The sequence below is a fragment of the Kineosporia corallincola genome (genome assembly GCF_018499875.1).
GTDB lineage: Bacteria > Actinomycetota > Actinomycetes > Actinomycetales > Kineosporiaceae > Kineosporia > Kineosporia corallincola.
This window is the reverse complement of record NZ_JAHBAY010000007.1, coordinates 198,148-215,611: the sequence shown is the minus strand read 5'-3', so window position 1 is coordinate 215,611 and position 17,464 is coordinate 198,148. Positions and strand designations below refer to the sequence as shown.

Genomic DNA, 17,464 nt, shown 5'->3' with positions numbered 1-17,464 from the left:
TGGTGCAGCTGCTTCCTCCACCAAGGATGATGCAACCATCACCAGGCTGGTCAGGCTAGTGGACTCCATCTGGTCAGTGCCGCGCAACCGCCCCGCCACCTCGGGCATCGTGTTTTTGACTGGTTGCGGTACTCGGTCGGGCGAACGAACACGAATTCCCCCGCACCGAAGCATCGGGCACCCGACACCCCACGCGCACAGGGTTTTCCGAACTTCTCACAGGTTCTCAGGTCGCCGGGAAGTCTGTGGTCGCGGCGCCGTCACCCCCGGGAAATCGGCGCGACACGCCGACGACACGCCGGTCACCGGTCCGGCCCGATCCGCCCCGCCTCACCTCCGCCCCTCCCGAAGAGGCACACTGGACGGTGAGGGCACGGCCGCCACGGCACCCGCCACGACCTCCGGTACGGCGGGGTACCTGTGACGTCCGGGCAGCCCGTCAGCCAAGATAGGGCCCGAACCGGTCGCGATCCGGCCGGGTTGCGCGTGGTTTCTACCGTTGTCCTAAACCCAGGAGGACCGTCGTGGTCGGACGAGATTCATCAGGCCCGATCCTCAACGGGCTGCCGAGCCGGCTGCCCGACATCGATCCTGAGGAAACCGCTGAATGGCTGGCGTCGCTCGACGCCGCCATCGACGATCAGGGCCGCCAGCGGGCCCGCTATCTGATGCAGTCGCTGCTCCAGCGCGCCCGCGAGCGCGGTGTCGGTGTGCCCAGCCTCACGGCCACCGACTACGTCAACACCATCCCGCCGGAGGCCGAGCCCTGGTTCCCGGGTGACGAGGAGGCGGAGCGCACCGCGCGCCGCTGGATGCGCTGGAACGCCGCGGTGATGGTCCACCGCGCGCAGCGCCCCGACATCGGCGTGGGTGGCCACATCTCCTCGTACGCCTCCTCGGCCACGCTCTACGAAGTGGGCTTCAACCACTTCTTCCGGGGCAAGGACCACCCGGGCGGCGGCGACCAGGTCTTCTTCCAGGGCCACGCCTCCCCCGGCGTGTACGCCCGGGCCTTCCTCGAGGGCCGGCTGTCCACCGACCAGCTCGACGGCTTCCGGCAGGAGCGCTCGCACCCGGGCGGCGGCCTGTCGTCGTACCCGCACCCGCGGCTGATGCCGGACTTCTGGGAGTTCCCGACCGTCTCGATGGGCCTGGGCCCGATGAACGCGGTCTACCAGGCGTCGTTCAACAAGTACCTGCACAACCGGGGCGTCAAGGACACCTCGCAGCAGCACGTGTGGGCGTTCCTCGGCGACGGCGAGATGGACGAGCCGGAGAGCCGGGGCTTCCTCCAGGTGGCCGCGCAGGAAGAGCTCGACAACCTGACCTTCGTGGTCAACTGCAACCTCCAGCGCCTCGACGGCCCGGTGCGCGGCAACGGCAAGATCATCCAGGAGCTGGAGGCCCAGTTCCGCGGCGCCGGCTGGAACGTCATCAAGGTGGTCTGGGGCCGGGAGTGGGACCCGCTGCTGGCGGCCGACCGCGACCACGCGCTGGTCAACCTGATGAACACCACGCCCGACGGTGACTACCAGACCTACCGGGCGGAGGACGGCGGGTTCATCCGCGAGCACTTCTTCGGCCGCGACCCACGCACCCTCAAGCTGGTGTCGAAGCTGTCGGACGACGACATCTGGTGGAAGCTCAAGCGCGGCGGTCACGACTACCGCAAGGTGTTCGCGGCCTACCAGGCGGCGGTGGAGCACAACGGCCAGCCGACCGTGATCCTGGCCAAGACCATCAAGGGTTACGGCCTGGGTACGCACTTCGCCGGCCGCAACGCCACGCACCAGATGAAGAAGCTCTCGCTGGACGACCTCAAGGCGTTCCGCGACGGCCTGCGGATCCCGATCTCCGACGCCCAGCTGGAGGCGGACAAGTATCTGCCGCCGTACTACCACCCGGGCGAGAACGACGAGGTCATCCAGTACATCCGCGACCGCCGCAGCAAGCTGGGCGGTGCGGTGCCGCAGCGCCGTCACTCGGCCGGCTCGCTGAAGCTGCCCGACGACAAGGCCTACGCCGGCGCCAACAAGGGCTCGGGCAAGCAGCAGGTCGCCACCACGATGGCATTCGTTCGCATTCTGCGTGACCTGATGCGCGACAAGGACTTCGGCCCGCGCGTCGTCCCGGTGATCCCGGACGAGGCCCGCACCTTCGGGATGGACTCGTTCTTCCCGACGGCGAAGATCTACAACCCGCACGGCCAGCAGTACACCTCGGTCGACCGCGAGCTGATGCTCGCCTACACCGAGTCGGTCAAGGGCCAGATCCTGCACGTCGGTATCAACGAGGCCGGTTCGGTGGCGGCGTTCCAGGCCGCCGGCACGTCGTACGCCACGCACGGCGAGCCGATGGTGCCGGTCTACGTCTTCTACTCGATGTTCGGCTTCCAGCGCACCGGCGACAGCCTGTGGGCGGCCGCGGACCAGATGGCCCGGGGCTTCCTGATCGGTGCCACGGCCGGGCGCACCACGCTGACCGGTGAGGGTCTCCAGCACGCCGACGGGCACTCGCCGCTGCTGGCGTCGACCAACCCGGCGGCCGTGATCTACGACCCGGCCTACGGCTACGAGATCGGGCACATCATCCGGGACGGCCTGCGGAGGATGTACGGCGAGTCGCCGGAAGACATCTTCTACTACCTGACCGTCTACAACGAGCCGATCGTGCAGCCGCCGGCGCCGGAGAACGTCGACGTCGAGGGCATTCTCAAGGGCATCCACAAGCTCACCGAGACGGTCCGGGCGACCGGCCCGAAGGCGCAGATCCTGGCCTCCGGCGTCGCGGTGCCGTGGGCGCTGGAGGCGCAGACCCTGCTGGCGAACGACTGGGGCGTGCAGGCCGACGTCTGGAGCGTCACCAGCTGGACCGAGCTGCGACGTGACGCCCTGGCGGCCGACGACCACGCCTTCCGGCACCCGTCGGAGCCGGCCCGCGTGCCGTACGTCACGCAGAAGCTCCAGGGGGCCGAGGGTCCCGTGGTGGCGGTCACCGACTACATGCGCGCCGTGCCGGACCAGATCCGGCAGTGGGTGCCGCAGGAGTTCACCTCGCTCGGCGCCGAGAGCTTCGGCATCTCCGACACCCGCCCGGCGGCCCGTCGCCACTTCGGTATCGACAGCCACTCGGTCGCGGTGCGGGTGCTGGAGCAGCTGGCCGCCCGCGGCGAGGTGCCCGCCGAGGTCCCGCAGCAGGCGATCGACAAGTACGACCTGCTGAACGTCCGGGCCGGCACCACCGGCACGGCGGGCGGCGACGCGTAACCGCTCACGATCACGTGACAGGGCCGCCGGGAGACCTCCCGGCGGCCCTGTCACGTTGTGGGGCGTCCAACGGTGGACGACGGGGGCCGCGCGCTGTCCCGGCGGCCCGACCCGGCGGCACGACCCGACCCGGCGGCCGTTCCTGGCGCAGCGGTTGTTCCCGACACGGCGGCCGACAGGGCTCGGCGGCCTGACACGACGGAGGGGCCGGCGGTGATCACCGCCGGCCCCTCCGTCGTCGATGGTGCTAGAGGATCGTCGCGATGCTGCTCGCGCCGCCTGTCGGGATCGACCCGGTGGGCGGGCCCAGCCGGTCGCCGAGCTCCCGGCGCAGGGCCTGGACCGCGTTCTGGTCCGGGTGCTCGGCCAGCGCGGCCAGGTGGCGGCGGGCCTCGCTGAGCCGGTCGCTCTCGATCGCGGCCAGGATGACCTCCCGGCCGGCCGCGGTGACGTGCTCCCTGGGCCGCCAGTGACCGACGCCCAGGTTGAGGGCGTCGTTGGCGTGCCCGGCCTCACGCAGTGTCTGGAGCCCCTGCGCCAGGGCCTCGCCGGTGGTGTCGCGGTCGGCGGCGGTGCTGAGCCGGCGCAGAGCGGTCTCCCGGTCGTCGTCGATGGAGAGACGAGCCAGCTCGATCAACGGGTACCAGGCCCGGTTGTTCTGGGCGACCTCCTCGGCCAGGGCCCAGACCGAGTCCTGGGCGCCCCGCTGTGGGTCGCCACCCTCGTGACTCAGTGCGCCCATGGCGCGGACGATCTCGGCGAGCCGGTCGAAGGCGGCCACGTCGTTGGGGTCTTCTCCCAGCCGGATGCGCAGCGCCTCTTCCTCGCTGCGGTCCTCGTCGGTGGCATGCAGATCGCCGCCTCCGAGCTCGACCGGGGTCTCGACGGAGTGCGCGGCGACGTTCTCGAGTCGGTCGCCACCGCCGCCCGCGACGAAGTCGTCCGTCGAGCGGCGCTTCAGCCGATCCAGCGCTGACATATCGCCCCTTTCGGCAACCTGCGGTGCAGTCCTGGTGCTGTGTGTACTGGCTGTGTCCGTAACTGTCTTCGGTGCAGAATCGATCCTCGGTGGCCCCCGGCCGATACAGGCTCTCCGTGTGACGGGTGCGTGACAGCCGGACCGCCTCTGGGTGCCTCCTGTGTGACGTAGGACCGTCTCGACCCTAACGCGTAGGCCCGGCCCCCGGCGACCGGTGACGCCTGAGTGGCGCCTGCCCGCGCACTGTTCCCGCAGCGTACGCCGCACTCCGGGGGCACCGGTCGGGTCTGCCGGTACCTTGACAAACCGGGCTGGCCAGCGGTCCCGTGACGGCTGTGCCCTAATCTCGTCAGCGTGGTGACCGCGGACCAGGCAACCGTCGCGAATCTCCGGGCGGCGCGTGGCGCGCTGGCCGGTGAGGCCGTCCGCCGGATGGAGGACGCTCTGCCCTGGTACCGGGCGATGAGCGCACAGGACCGGTCCTGGGTGGGGCTGATCGCGCACGCCGCGATCTCCGCCTTCATCGCCTGGTACCAGGCGCCCGGCGGGCGGGTGCAGATCACCGCCGACGTCTTCGGCACCGCGCCGCGCGAGCTGACCCGCTCGATCTCGCTCCAGCACGCCCTGGAGATGGTGCGCACGGTGGTGGACGCCGTGGAGGAGCAGGTGCCCTCGATCGCGGCCCCCGGCGCCGAGCCGCACCTGCGCGAGGCGGTACTGCGCTACTCCCGCGACGTGGCCTTCGCCGCCGCGGAGATCTACGCCCGGGCCGCCGAGTCGCGCGGTTCCTGGGACGCCCGGCTGGAGGCGCTGGTCGTGGACGCGGTGCTGCGCGGGGCGGACAGCGAGGACCTGCGCTCCCGGGCGGCGGCGCTGAACTGGAGCGCGACCACCAAGGTCGTGGTGGTGGCCGGCTCGGCCCCGCCCGACCCGGTGGAGGAGAACCTGGAGGGGCTGCGCCAGAGCACCCGGGGTGCCGACGGCGACCTGCTGGTCGGGGTGCAGGGCGAGCGGATGGTGGCGATCCTCGGCCACCACGACGACCCGGTGGCGCTGGCCGGCGAGCTGGTGGTGTTCTTCGGGCCGGGACCGGTGGTGATCGGGCCGACCGTGGACGGGCTGATGGCGGCGGGCGAATCGGCCCGCGCCGCCAACTCCGGGCTGTCCGCCGCCCGGGCCTGGCCGGGCGCGCCGCGACCGGTGCACAGCGACGACCTGCTGCCCGAGCGGTTGCTGACCGGCGACCCGGACGCCCGCAGCGCGCTGATCGAGCAGGCCTACCGGCCGCTGGCCGAGGGGGCCGCGCACCTGCTGGAGACGGTGTGGACCTACGTGGAGCTGGGCGGGTCGCTCGAAGGGGCGGCCCGGGCACTGTTCGTGCACCCCAACACGGTTCGCTACCGGCTGCGCCGGGTGAGTGACATCACTAGGTGGGACCCTACTGACGCGCGTGGAGCCTTCGTTCTACGCATCGCCATCATCGCAGGTCGCGTCGGCGATCTCTCGACCTGACCGGACCACCAGGCCCGGCACTTTGTAGGAACCCTCCAAAGCCCGGCGCAAAGCTTCGTACGTCCCACGGCGTCCGCCGGATGCCCCTCTCGGCGCATCGTTGAGCACGTGCTCGTCATCGTCGCGCCCGGACAGGGCTCACAGACCCCTGGCTTCCTCGGCCCATGGCTCGAGGAACCCGGCACCAGGGACCGGCTGAAGTGGCTCTCCGCCGTCGCCGACATCGATCTGGTCGAGCACGGCACCACCTCCGACGCGGAGACCATCCAGGACACCGCGGTGGCCCAGCCGCTGCTGGTGGCCGCCGGGCTGCTCGCCCTGCCGCTGCTCGGCTCCCCCGCCGCCGGCGTCCTGTCCGGCCACTCCGTCGGTGAGATCACGGCGGCCGCCGCTGCCGGTGTACTCACCGACGAGCAGGCGATGGTGCTGGTGCGCGAGCGCGGCCGGGCGATGGCCCGGGCCGCCGCGCAGGTGCCGACCGGGATGAGCGCCCTGCTCGGCGGTGACCCCGACGAGGTTCTCGCCGTCCTGGCGCAGTTCGACCTCACCCCGGCGAACATGAACATGGCCGGGCAGGTGGTCGCCGCCGGAACCCTGGAGAACCTGGAACGGCTCAAGGCCGAACCGCCGGCCAAGGCCCGGGTGCGGCCGCTGAAGGTCGCCGGGGCGTTCCACACCCACTTCATGGCCCCCGCCGTCGAGGTGCTCGAGGGCCACGGCCGGGCGATCAGCCCGGGCGACGCCTCGGTGCGCCTGGTCTCCAACGCCGACGGCCAGGTGGTCACCGACGGCCGCGAGGTGCTCGACCGGATCGTGCGCCAGATCAGCCGGCCGGTGCGCTGGGACCTGTGCCTGGACACCTTCCGCGAGCTCGGCGTCACCGGGCTGCTGGAGCTGCCGCCGGCGGGCACCCTGGCCGGCATCGCCAAGCGGGCCCTGCCGGGCGTCGAGATCGTCTCGCTGAAGACGCCCGCCGACCTGCCCGCGGCCCGCGAGCTGATCGCGAAGCACACCTCCGACGAGAACGGGAAGGTGCCGGCGTGAGTCGCCTGGGCACGCGCCGCGGCGCGGAACACACCCGCATCCTGTCCACCGGCAGCCGCCGTCCCGACCGGGTGGTCTCGAACGACGAGATCTGCCAGGTGCTGGACTCCTCGGACCAGTGGATCCGGGAGCGCACCGGCATCATCAACCGGCGGTTCGCCGCGCCCGGCGAGACCGTGGTCGACCTGGCCGTGCCGGCCGCGCAGCAGGCGATCGAGCGGGCCGGGCTCCAGCCCGGCGACATCGACGCGGTGATCGTCGCCACGATCACCCACATGATCTCCACCCCGTCCGCCGCCGCGCTGGTCGCGGCCCGGATCGGCGCCGGCCGGGCGGTCACCTTCGACCTGTCCACCGCGTGCGCCGGCTTCTCGCACGGCATCAGCGTGGCCAGCGACCTGATCCGTGGCGGTTCCGTCCGCCACGTGCTGCTGATCGGCGTGGACCGGATGACCGACGTCATCGACCCCACCGACCGGGGCAGCGCGATGATCTTCGGCGACGGCGCCGGTGCCGCGGTGATCGGCCCGAGCGACACCCCGGGCATCGGCCCGACCGTCTGGGGCTCGGACGCCGACCAGTGGGAGGCGCTGTACCAGACCCAGTCCTGGACCGGCTACCGTGACGAGCGGGACGCCGGCGGCACGCCGCCCTGGCCGGTCCTGACCATGATGGGCCCGAAGATCTTCCGCTGGGCGGTCTGGGACATGTCGCCGGTCGCCCGCAAGGCGCTGGAGGCCGCCGAGGTCGACGTCGCCGACCTGGCCGCATTCATCCCGCACCAGGCCAACATGCGGATCATCGACCAGATGGCCAAGCAGCTGAAGATCCCCGACCACGTGGTGATCGCCCGCGACGTGGCCGAGTCCGGCAACACCACCGGTGCGTCCATCCCGCTGGCCATGGACCGGCTGGTCTCCGAGGGCCAGGTACCCTCCGGAGGGCTTGCCCTTCTGATCGGCTTCGGCGCCGGGCTGAGTTACTCCGCCCAGGTCGTCGAGCTGCCCTGAACTCCTCGCCCCCGCACACGCGGGGCGCGGGCAGACCCGGGTGAGGACGGCATGAGCCCGTCGACGTCCTCACACCGCACCACCACCGAGCACCATCCGACCAATAGGAGAAGAACCATGGCGCACACCCAGGACGAGATCCTCGCCGGACTCGCCGAGCTCGTCGCTGAGGAGACCGGCCTCCCGGCCGGCGACGTGCAGCTGGACAAGTCCTTCACCGACGACCTGGACATCGACTCGCTGTCGATGATGACCATCGTCGTGAACGCGCAGGACAAGTTCGACGTGGAGATCCCGGACGAGGCCGTGGGCGGCCTGAAGACCGTCCAGGACGCCGTTTCGTACATCAGCAACGCCGAGACCGCCAAGGCCTGACCTCAGATGACTGGCTCAGACGACAGGCAGATCGCCGTCACCGGGCTGGGTGCCACCACCCCGCTCGGCGGCGATGTGAAGACCACCTGGGAGGCGGCGCTCGCGGGTACCTCCGGTGTCCGCGCGCTCGAGGCGGCCTGGCTCGAACGGTATCCGACGCTACCGGTCGAGTTCGCCTGCCGCCTGGCCGAACCGGTCACGGAGAAACTCACCCCGCAGGAGATCAAGCGTCTTGACCCGAGCGGTCAGTACGCCCTGATCTCCAGCCGGGAGGCGTGGGCCGACGCCGGCGCCCCCGAGGTGGAGCCGGAGCGCCTCGCCGTGTGCATGGCGTCCGGCATCGGTGGTCTGTACACCACCCTCCAGACCTACGACACGCTGAACGAGAAGGGCGCACGTCGGGTCCTCCCGATGAGCGTGCCCATGCTCATGCCGAACGGCCCCGCGGCCGCGGTGGGGCTGGAGCTCGGGGCCCGGGCCGGCGTGCACTCGCCGGTCTCGGCCTGCGCCTCCGGCGCCGAGGCGATCGCCCAGGGCGTGGACCTGATCCGCCGCGGCCTGGCCGACGTGGTGCTGGCCGGCGGCACCGAGGGCTGCATCCACCCGGTGACCATCGCCGCGTTCGGCGCCATGCAGGCGCTGTCGAAGCGGAACGACGACCCGACCAGGGCGTCGCGGCCGTACGACATCGACCGCAACGGCTTCGTCATGGGTGAGGGTTCCGGCGCGGTGGTGCTGGAGTCGATGGCTCACGCCAAGGCCCGCGGCGCCACGATCTACGCGGTGATCTCGGGTGTCGGCGTGACCTCCGACGGCTACCACATCTCCGCGCCCGAGCCGGAGGGCAAGGGCGCTGCCCGGGCCATCCGGGCGGCCCTGGCGGACGGCGACCTGTCCCCGTCCGACGTCATCCACCTGAACGCGCACGCCACCTCGACCCCGGTCGGTGACGTCGCGGAGGCCCAGGCCATCCGCCTGGCGCTGGGTGACGCGACCGACGGGGTGGCGGTCTCCGCGACCAAGTCGATGACCGGGCACCTGCTCGGCGCGGCCGGGGCGCTGGAGGCGATCTTCACGATCCTCGCCGTGCGCGAGGGCATCGCCCCGCCCACCACCAACCTGGACAGCCAGGACCCGAAGATCACCCTGGACGTGGTGAACAAGGATCCGCGCAAGCTGCCCGACGGTGACCGGGTCGCGGTGAACAACGCGTTCGGCTTCGGCGGCCACAACGTGGCGCTCGCCATCCGCAACGTGTAGTCGGCAAGCACACCGAAGGGCCGGTCCCCCCGGGTTGGGGACCGGCCCTTCGGGCTGTCTTCGGGTGGTTCTGCTGATCCGATGCTGATCTGGCGCTTATCCGACGCGGTGCAGCCAGCGCACGGGTGCGCCGTCACCGGCGTAGCGGAAGGGTTCCAGTTCGTCGTCCCAGGCCCGGCCCAGGGCGAGGTCGAGCTCGCGCTGCATCAGCAGGGGATCGGCATGGCCGATCTCCATGGCGGCGCGGATCCGGTCCTCGGGCACCATGACATTGCCGTGCACGTCGGTCACGGCGTGGAAGATCCCCAATTCAGGGGTGTGACTCCAGCGTCCCCCGTCGACCCCCTGACTGGCCTCCTCGGTCACCTCGAACCGAAGGTGCGCCCATCCGCGCAGAGCGGACGTCAGCCGCGCACCCATCCCCTGTGGTGCCTGCCAGGACAGCTCTGTCCTGTACAGCCCTGGCGCCGCCGGCTGCTCGATCCAGTCCAGCGACAAGCGCAGCCCTAGTACGCCGCCCGCTGCCCATTCCACATGTGGGCACAACGCGCTCGGCGCGGAATGCACAAACAGCACGCCTCGCGTGATGGCACCCGACATCTGGCCCTCCTCGACCCGGTTTGAGGTTCGTCTTCCCCAACGACCTCAATCGGACCCATGAGCCTCAGGCACCGTCCCACACGGACGCGTGTCGCGGATCATTGTGCCCGAGTCGGTCTCTCGCCGCCAGGGTCGATCCCCTCCGCCGATCAGCGGAGATTCCCTCGTCCGGGCGGGGTGCTCGGGAAAGTGCGCGCCGTCCGTGGCCCATCGGTCCTGCGGATGCGGATCATGCAACTCGCCGCACGCCACGCAACCCACTCCTGACGATGCTCCTCCCGACCGCATAGGGTCGGTGTGCTCGATGAATCAGCACGGACGACAGGAGGCCGGACGAGTATGTCGCAGCAGGTGCGCGGAGTGGTGTCACTGGCGAAGGGCGCGCCGGTATCGGTCGAGACGATCATCGTCCCGGATCCCGGCCCGGGCGAGGCGGTGGTGAAGATCCAGGCGTGCGGTGTCTGCCACACCGACCTGCACTACCGCGAGGGCGGCATCAACGACGACTTCCCGTTCCTCCTCGGCCACGAGGCGGCCGGTGTGGTGGAGAGCGTCGGCCCGGACGTGACCGACGTCGCCCCCGGCGACTTCGTCATCCTGAACTGGCGCGCGGTCTGCGGCTCCTGCCGCGCCTGCCTGCGGGGCCGTCCGCACCTGTGCTTCAACACGCACAACGCGAAGCAGAAGATGACGCTGGAAGACGGCACCGAGCTGTCGCCGGCCCTCGGCATCGGGGCGTTCATCGAGAAGACCCTGGTCGCCGCCGGCCAGTGCACCAAGGTCGACCCGAGCGTGCGCCCGGCCGTCGCCGGCCTGCTCGGCTGCGGCGTGATGGCCGGTCTGGGCGCGGCCCTGAACACCGGCAACGTCAACCGCGACGACACGGTGGCCGTGATCGGCTGCGGCGGCGTGGGCAACGCCGCGATCGCCGGCGCCCGGCTGGCCGGCGCGAAGACGATCATCGCGGTCGACGTGGACGACAAGAAGCTGGAGTGGGCCACCGAGTTCGGCGCCACCCACACGGTGAACTCGAAGCTCACCGACGCCGTCGCGGCGATCCAGGGCCTGACCGGTGGCTTCGGCGCCGACCTGGTGGTCGACGCGGTGGGCCGGCCGGAGACCTACCGGACCGCCTTCTACGCCCGTGACCTGGCCGGCACCGTCGTCCTGGTCGGCGTGCCGAACCCGGAGATGAAGCTGGAGCTCCCGCTCGCCGACGTGTTCGGCCGGGGCGGCTCGCTGAAGTCCTCGTGGTACGGCGACTGCCTGCCCAGCCGTGACTTCCCGACCATGGTCGACCTGCATCTCCAGGGCCGTCTCCCGCTGGAGAAGTTCGTCTCCGAGACGATCGCCCTGGACGGCGTCGAAGAGGCCTTCACGAAGATGCAGAAGGGCGAGGTGCTGCGCTCCGTGGTCGTGCTGTGAGCGGCGACCTCCGGATCGAGAAGGTCGTCACCAGTGGCGTGTTCTCGCTCGACGGGCAGGACTTCGACGTCGACAACAACGTCTGGCTGATCGGGGACGACGACGAGGTGCTCGTCGTGGACGCGGCGCACCAGGCGAAACCGATTGTGGACGCCGTGGGCTCGCGGCGGCTGCTCGGCGTGGTCAGCACGCACGGCCACAACGACCACATCGGTGCGGCGCTGGAGGTCGCCGGCGACGCGCCCGTGTACCTGCACCCCGACGACCGCATGCTGTGGGACGTCGTGCACCCGGACCACGCGCCGGAGCCGCTGCACGACGGCCAGACGCTGGAGGTCGCCGGCACCACGGTCGAGGTGCTGCACACGCCCGGGCACTCCCCCGGCGCCGTCTGCCTGTACCTGCCCGCGCTGAACAAGCTGGTCAGCGGCGACACGCTGTTCCACGGCGGGCCGGGTGCCACCGGGCGCTCGTTCAGCAGCTTCCCGACGATCCTGGACTCGATCCGGACCCGGCTGCTGGCCCTGCCCGGCGACACCGACGTGCTCACCGGGCACGGCGACCCGACCACGATCGGGGCCGAGGCCAAGGACTACGACGCCTGGGTCGCCCGCGGGCACTGAGCCCGCGAGATCGTCCGTGACCTCACCGATCTGGGGCACGCCCGGGCCCGCCGCCGGTACGGGCCGTACCGGCGGGCGGGACGCCGGGCCGGGCCTTCCCGGCGCCGACGAGGCGGGCTTCACCGGCCTGCGGGCCGGCACGCTGGTCGAGGTGCTGGAGCGCACCCGCACGATCACGGTCTCCCGCCACGACCACGACATCGAGGACGCCGAGCGGCACGACTACGAGCTGCTCACCCCGGACCGGCGGCTGCGGCTGGCCCGGCTGGAGCACCGGCCGACCCGGATGAACCAGCTGGCCGGCCCTCTGCTCCCGGCGCCCTACCTGCTGATCGACGAGCACCTGCACCCGGTGACCGGGCTGCTGCGCTCGCCCCGGATCGGCCGGGGCCCGGCCCGTTTCGAGCTCTCCGGCCCGCTCACCGGATCGGCCGGGCAGGAGAGCCGTCCGCACGAGCCGCGGATCCGGGTGACCACCGGGCAGGGCCGGGTGATGTGGCTGTCCGGCGCGTCCTGGAACGCCGGGCGGTACCAGGTGGCCGACGGGGTTCGGGAGGACGGGACGCCCGGCCGGGTGATCGCCGGGGTGGAGCGGGAGAGCAACGGCTACCTGACCGGCACCTTCCGCTACCAGGTCACGTTCCGCCACGCCCTACCGGGCCCGGACCGGCTGTTGCTGCTCGTCGCGGTGATGCTGCTGGACGAGCTGGGGCGGGGCAAGAAGGAGAACGCCGCCACCTGGGGCGTGCGGGCCCGTTAACCTCGTCGTATGGCGGAGCAGGACATACCGGTCTGGGGCACACCGGAACCCCTCGGCGACCCCGGCGACTCGCCGCAGCCGGCCCCGGCCTGGGGCACACCGCAGCCACCCGCACCCGCCGGGCCGCCCTCGACGCCGGCCACCGATCCGCGCCTGACCCCGGTCCTGGCAACGGTTCTCGGCACGCACAGTGAGATCGAGGTGAGCGAACACCGCGACTTCTTCGGCCAGGGCGGCTACGAGATCCTCACCCCGGAGGGCAGCCGGGTGGCCTCGCTGACCCGGCAGGCCTCGGCCACCACCATGATTTTCGGCGACCTGTCGAGCAGCCGGTTCCTGCTGCACGACGACACCGGAGTGCTGGCGGCCGAGCTGATCCGGGCCGGATCGCTGGGCGGCACCATGGCTTTCGAGCTCTACGACCGGCTGGGCGGGCAGCTGGCCACGATCGAGCAGGAGAACCTGATGTTCGCGCCCCGGCTGCGGGTGCACGGCCCGGACGGGGCACGCCTGCGGATGATCGGCGGGGCCTGGGGCAACAGTGACCGGTTCGAGGTGGTGGACGGCGCCGACGACACACTGGTGCTGGCCACTCTGCGGGAACGCAGCAACGGCATGTTCAGCGGCACCCAGCGCTTCCGCATCCGGTTCGTCCCCGGGCTCACCCCGGTGCAGCGGTTCGTGGTCGCGATCACCGCGATCTGCATGGACCAGGCCCGCGACCGCAAGAAGTAGCCGTCCTCACCACCAGGCCACGGCGGTCTGGGTGCCCGGCGCGACCTCGGTGAAACCGCCGTCGTGCACGGCGATCCCGGCCCGGTCGACGCACGCGGGCCAGGCCGCCTGGTCGGGGGTGATCACCCGCACCGCCCAGCCGGTGTCGCGCCAGCGGGCCCGCGCGTCGTCGTCCATCGACATCAGCGCCAGCTGGGCCGCGTGACCGCTCTGCGCGGCCGACTTGCCGGTGGTCATCGGGGTGAGCGGGGTGAGGGCCACGGTGACGCCGCCGGGCACCGGAGCGGACGGCTCGCCCGGCTCCGGCATGTCGGTGCCGCCGACCTGCATCTTGGCCAGGGCGGGCGGGACCAGGTCGACCGGCCCGGGCACGAACGCGCGCACCTGCGCCCCGGCGTGCTCGACCTCCACCCCGTCGAGCTCCTGAACCTGGGTGAAGCGGATGCCCCGCCCCCGCCGCACCACCTTGCGAATCGGCCCCGACACCCACTGCCGCACGAACGGGTGCCAGGCGCCGCCGGGTTCGCTGCGCGGGTCGGTCAGCAGGGTGACGACCGCGCCGGCGGCGGCCTCGCAGACCGCGAGGTGGGTGGGCCGGGCCGAACGCTCGTCGCGCATGGCCAGCTGCATGGCCCAGGGCTGGGTGGAGGCGAACGGGTCGGGGGACAGCGGGGCGGCGAGGTCTGCCGGGGCGGCCGGGTCGGGGGTGGTCACGTCGGGGGTGTTGTCTTCAGGCGCGATGGACACGGTCGGCAGTATCCCCGAGAGCGGCGCCGGGCATACCCCGCCCACCCGGGGAGACACGTCCGGGACAGGCGGAGGTTGGGCCTTCGGAAGGCAAGGTGCACCGTCGGGGCCGGGCCAGCGCTCGGCACCTGGTGGATCTGGGCCGGATCGCGGTACCGGCGGCATTTGCGCGGCCTGCGCGTCGTCCATGGTTCGGGTGCCCACCGTGATACCGAAGACGCATGGACGGCAGCACACACCGGCTCTTCGCGGCCTCGGTGAGCATCGCGACGTCGACGGCCACGGGCGCGCCGCTGTGGCAGGCGGCCGCGTCCGCGGTGATCGCCACCGCCTCGTCGGCCGGCTGGACCAGCCCGGACGCCGACCAGACCTGGCTGGACTGGACCCCCGGCGGGCACCGCGGGCTGATGCACTGGTGGGGACTGCCCGCCGCCGTGGCCGTGGCGGTGCTGGTGTTCGTGCCGCCGGACTCCGCCTGGGCGATCTGGGCGCTGCTGCTCGGCTGGTCGTCGCACCTGCTGGCCGACTTCATCTTCGGGGAACAACCGCCCGGCATCCCGATGGCACCGTGGTGGTCGTACGCCGGGCTGGGTCTCAACTCCGGCGGCGCCGTGGAGAAGGCGCTGCGGTGGGGCATGCCGGCGTTCATCACCTGGCAGGCCCTGGCCCTGGTGGCCGGCGACCTGCTGCTCGGGTGGCGACCCTGAGTTGCCGCCGGCCCAGGGCGGGATAGAACGGATCCGGGTGCAGCTCGCCGCCCTCCGGAAGCGACGAAACCCGGGTCCCCATGTTCCCCTCCTCGGCGCCCTTGCGCCTGCGCCTCATCGGCGACTTCGACCTGTCCGCCGGTCCGCAGAGCGTGCCGATCCGGCACTGCGGCCAGAAAATCCTTGCCTTTCTCGCGATTTCACGTGACGCGGTGAGCAGGCCGACTCTGGCCGGCACCCTGTGGCCGGAGAGCCCGGGGGCCCGCGCCGCCGCCAACCTCCGGGCCGCCATCAGCCGGCTGCCCCGCCCGCAGGGCCGCCACCTGGTGCGATCCGCCGGAGCCCGGATGGAGCTGGCCGGTGATCTGCACGTCGACCTGCACCATGCCGAACATCTCATCGAGAAATCCTCGGGGACAACGACCTCCACGCCGGAAAGCTGGCGGTCCGACCTGTTGCCGTTCTGGGACGAGGACTGGGTGCTGCTGGAACGAGAGCGGTACCGGCAGGCCCGGCTGCATGCCCTGGAGCGGCTGGGGGAACAGCTCAGGTCCCAGCGGCGTTTCGGCGAGGCGATGCAGGCCGCTCTCGCGGCACTTTCCGGGGAACCGCTGCGGGAGAGCGCACATCGACTGGCGATCGAGGTGCACCTGACCGAGGGGAACGCCGCCGAGGCGTTGCGGCAGTACGACCTGTACCGCCGTCTGCTGCGGAGCGAGCTGGGTATCGCGCCCTCCACCGCACTGCGGCAGCTGGTCCGCCCGCTGCTGGAACGCCCCGAGGACTGAGCACCCTCAGCATCCGTCCAGCCAGCGCCGCACCTCGGCGCAGATGGCCTCGGTCCCCTGGGCGACGACCTCTCGGCCGTCGTCGCCCAGGATCCGGGCCCGCAGGCCGTCTTCCTCCGGCCAGACCCGCAGCACGAGCACCCCGGGACCGCGCCGGCAGACCTCGCAGCGGGGCATGTCCTCAGCCGGCCACGGTCGCGACGACGAGCCAGCAGTTCAGCACCACGATCAGGGCCATGACGACGCCCGCGCAGACGGTGGTGACCGGCCGGTTCACGTACTCCCCCATGATCGAGCGGCGGGAGGTGAACACCACCAGCGGCGCCAGCGTGAACGGGATCCCGAACGAGAGCACCACCTGGCTCAGCACCAGCGCCGCGCCGGTGTCGGCACCGGCCCCCAGCAGCCACAGCGCCGGGATCATCGTGACGGCACGGCGCACCGCGGTCGGCACCCGGCGCGACAGATAACCCCTCATCACCACGTCACCGGCGCAGGTGCCCACGCTGGAGGAGGAGAACCCGGAGGCCAGCAGCGCCACCGCGAACACCGCCGCGACCGTCCCGCCGGCGATCAGACCCAGCGCGGCGTGGGCGTCCTCGAGCCCGGTGACGTCGAGTCCTCGGCCGTGCAGCAGCGCGGCGGCGGTCGCCATCATCGCGATGTTGGCCAGTCCGGCCAGGCCGAGGGCGATCAGCACATCCACCCGCTGGGCCCGCAGCAGATCGCGGCGGGCGGGGCCGGCGGCACCGGGTGCGACCAGGCCGGCCGTCATCGAGGAATGGATGTAGACGGCGTGCGGCATCACCGTCGCGCCGATGATTCCGCTGGCCAGCAGCAGACTCCCGGTCCCCTGGAAACGCGGCACCAGGCCGCCGGCCAGCGCGAGGGCGTCCGGCCGGGCGATCATCACCTGGTATCCGAAACCGAGGACGACGACGGCCAGGAAGGCCACGATCACGATCTCGAACGGCCGGCGTCCGCGACGGCGCAGCTCCAGCACACCGAACGAGACCACCGCGGTGAGGCCACCGGCCGGCAGCGGGTCGATGCCGAAGAGCAGGTGCAGAGCCACGGCCGCGCCGACGAACTCGGCCAGGTCGGTCGCCATCGCGACCAGTTCGGCCTGCGCCCACATGAACAGCCGGGCCGGGCCCCGGGTGCGCTCACCGCACAACCGGGCCAGGTCGCGGCCGGTGGCCAGGCCGAGTTTGGCCGAGAGGTACTGCACCAGCATGGCCATCAGGTTGGCCAGCACCACCACCCAGATCAGGGTGTAGCCGAAAGTGGCTCCGCCGCCGATGTTCGTGGCGAAGTTGCCGGGATCGATGTAGGCGATGGCGGCGATGAACGCCGGGCCGAGCAGGGGCAGCACGCGGCGGGCCCGAGCGGTGGCGGGCGGCCGGGGCGACCTGACCAGGGGCTCGGCCGCGGGCTCGGCCGCGGGCTCGGCCGCGGGGCCGGGCGGACGCTCGGTCGCGGGGCCGGTCGGGGCCTCACGCAGCAGCGGGCGGAAGAAGGCCGGGTGGACGTCCGCGACGGTGACGGGCGTGGCCGTGGGGTTTGCGGGGCGGATGAGCATCGGGCCTCCGGAGGTGAACGGGCTCAGTGCCGGGACGCCCGCGGGCGTCCC

The 17,464-nt window shown here is 71.8% G+C and carries 17 protein-coding genes; 12 read left to right on the top strand and 5 right to left on the bottom strand.

Translation table 11 applies throughout. The features are described 5' to 3' along the window. The first annotated feature begins 524 nt into the window (after positions 1–524). On the top strand, positions 525–3,266 hold the full coding sequence (gene aceE, locus KIH74_RS18465; RefSeq protein ID WP_372492085.1) for a pyruvate dehydrogenase (acetyl-transferring), homodimeric type: 2,742 nt from the start codon (positions 525–527) through the stop codon (positions 3,264–3,266). Between the two features lie 247 nt (positions 3,267–3,513). On the opposite strand, the gene KIH74_RS18460 is transcribed toward aceE, so the two are convergent. Then, positions 3,514–4,245, bottom strand: a complete 732-nt coding sequence (locus KIH74_RS18460) for a hypothetical protein (RefSeq protein ID WP_214157214.1) — start codon at positions 4,243–4,245, stop codon at positions 3,514–3,516. A 354-nt stretch (positions 4,246–4,599) separates the two neighbouring features. On the opposite strand from KIH74_RS18460, the gene KIH74_RS18455 reads away from it, so the two are divergent. The 5 genes from KIH74_RS18455 to KIH74_RS18435 all read left to right on the top strand — a co-directional run bounded on the left by KIH74_RS18455 (position 4,600) and on the right by KIH74_RS18435 (position 9,446). Continuing rightward, complete coding sequence (locus tag KIH74_RS18455; protein ID WP_308113881.1) at positions 4,600–5,757, top strand: PucR family transcriptional regulator; 1,158 nt, start codon at positions 4,600–4,602, stop codon at positions 5,755–5,757. 108 nt (positions 5,758–5,865) lie between these two features. Further along, positions 5,866–6,801 carry an ACP S-malonyltransferase gene (locus KIH74_RS18450; protein ID WP_214157213.1) on the top strand — a complete coding sequence of 312 codons (936 nt, stop codon included), beginning with the start codon at positions 5,866–5,868 and terminating at the stop codon, positions 6,799–6,801. After that, the gene (locus KIH74_RS18445) at positions 6,798–7,811 is read left to right on the top strand and encodes a beta-ketoacyl-ACP synthase III (RefSeq protein WP_308113880.1); all 1,014 of its coding nucleotides are present in this window, start codon (positions 6,798–6,800) and stop codon (positions 7,809–7,811) included. The genes KIH74_RS18450 and KIH74_RS18445 overlap by 4 nt, the downstream gene beginning before the upstream one ends. Positions 7,812–7,928: 117 nt before the next feature. Beyond that, a complete protein-coding gene (locus tag KIH74_RS18440; RefSeq protein WP_214157212.1) occupies positions 7,929–8,186 on the top strand; it encodes an acyl carrier protein in 258 nt (85 codons plus the stop codon). Between the two features lie 6 nt (positions 8,187–8,192). Next, positions 8,193–9,446 (top strand): beta-ketoacyl-[acyl-carrier-protein] synthase family protein, encoded by a 1,254-nt coding sequence (locus KIH74_RS18435; protein ID WP_214157211.1) that lies wholly within the window; start codon positions 8,193–8,195, stop codon positions 9,444–9,446. A gap of 96 nt (positions 9,447–9,542) precedes the next feature. On the opposite strand, the gene KIH74_RS18430 is transcribed toward KIH74_RS18435, so the two are convergent. Continuing rightward, positions 9,543–10,046 (bottom strand): DUF3145 domain-containing protein, encoded by a 504-nt coding sequence (locus tag KIH74_RS18430; protein ID WP_214157210.1) that lies wholly within the window; start codon positions 10,044–10,046, stop codon positions 9,543–9,545. A gap of 339 nt (positions 10,047–10,385) precedes the next feature. Between KIH74_RS18430 and KIH74_RS18425 the strand changes: the two genes are divergently transcribed. Genes KIH74_RS18425 through KIH74_RS18410 form a run of 4 tightly spaced genes read left to right on the top strand, consistent with a single transcriptional unit; the run spans position 10,386 to position 13,589 of the window. Next, positions 10,386–11,471 carry an S-(hydroxymethyl)mycothiol dehydrogenase gene (locus tag KIH74_RS18425; RefSeq protein ID WP_214157209.1) on the top strand — a complete coding sequence of 362 codons (1,086 nt, stop codon included), beginning with the start codon at positions 10,386–10,388 and terminating at the stop codon, positions 11,469–11,471. After that, positions 11,468–12,094: an MBL fold metallo-hydrolase gene (locus KIH74_RS18420; RefSeq protein WP_214157208.1), complete on the top strand. Its 627-nt coding sequence runs from the start codon at positions 11,468–11,470 to the stop codon at positions 12,092–12,094. Before KIH74_RS18425 ends, KIH74_RS18420 begins: the two co-directional genes overlap by 4 nt. Before the next feature lie 16 nt (positions 12,095–12,110). Beyond that, positions 12,111–12,854 carry a hypothetical protein gene (locus tag KIH74_RS18415; RefSeq protein ID WP_214157207.1) on the top strand — a complete coding sequence of 248 codons (744 nt, stop codon included), beginning with the start codon at positions 12,111–12,113 and terminating at the stop codon, positions 12,852–12,854. A gap of 9 nt (positions 12,855–12,863) precedes the next feature. Continuing rightward, complete coding sequence (locus KIH74_RS18410; RefSeq protein ID WP_214157206.1) at positions 12,864–13,589, top strand: LURP-one-related/scramblase family protein; 726 nt, start codon at positions 12,864–12,866, stop codon at positions 13,587–13,589. A gap of 6 nt (positions 13,590–13,595) precedes the next feature. Here KIH74_RS18410 and KIH74_RS18405 read toward each other — a convergent pair whose 3' ends face one another. Next, a complete protein-coding gene (locus KIH74_RS18405) occupies positions 13,596–14,336 on the bottom strand; it encodes a hypothetical protein (protein ID WP_214157205.1) in 741 nt (246 codons plus the stop codon). Between the two features lie 221 nt (positions 14,337–14,557). Between KIH74_RS18405 and KIH74_RS18400 the strand changes: the two genes are divergently transcribed. Together KIH74_RS18400 and KIH74_RS18395 are read left to right on the top strand one after the other, a co-directional pair. Then, positions 14,558–15,043 carry a metal-dependent hydrolase gene (locus KIH74_RS18400; protein WP_214157204.1) on the top strand — a complete coding sequence of 162 codons (486 nt, stop codon included), beginning with the start codon at positions 14,558–14,560 and terminating at the stop codon, positions 15,041–15,043. A gap of 212 nt (positions 15,044–15,255) precedes the next feature. Beyond that, positions 15,256–15,831 carry an AfsR/SARP family transcriptional regulator gene (locus tag KIH74_RS18395; RefSeq protein WP_214157203.1) on the top strand — a complete coding sequence of 192 codons (576 nt, stop codon included), beginning with the start codon at positions 15,256–15,258 and terminating at the stop codon, positions 15,829–15,831. A 6-nt stretch (positions 15,832–15,837) separates the two neighbouring features. Here KIH74_RS18395 and KIH74_RS18390 read toward each other — a convergent pair whose 3' ends face one another. Both KIH74_RS18390 and KIH74_RS18385 read right to left on the bottom strand, forming a co-directional pair. After that, positions 15,838–16,008 carry a hypothetical protein gene (locus KIH74_RS18390; protein WP_214157202.1) on the bottom strand — a complete coding sequence of 57 codons (171 nt, stop codon included), beginning with the start codon at positions 16,006–16,008 and terminating at the stop codon, positions 15,838–15,840. 4 nt (positions 16,009–16,012) lie between these two features. Further along, positions 16,013–17,413 (bottom strand): Nramp family divalent metal transporter, encoded by a 1,401-nt coding sequence (locus KIH74_RS18385; RefSeq protein WP_214157201.1) that lies wholly within the window; start codon positions 17,411–17,413, stop codon positions 16,013–16,015. Between the last annotated feature and the right edge of the window lie 51 nt (positions 17,414–17,464).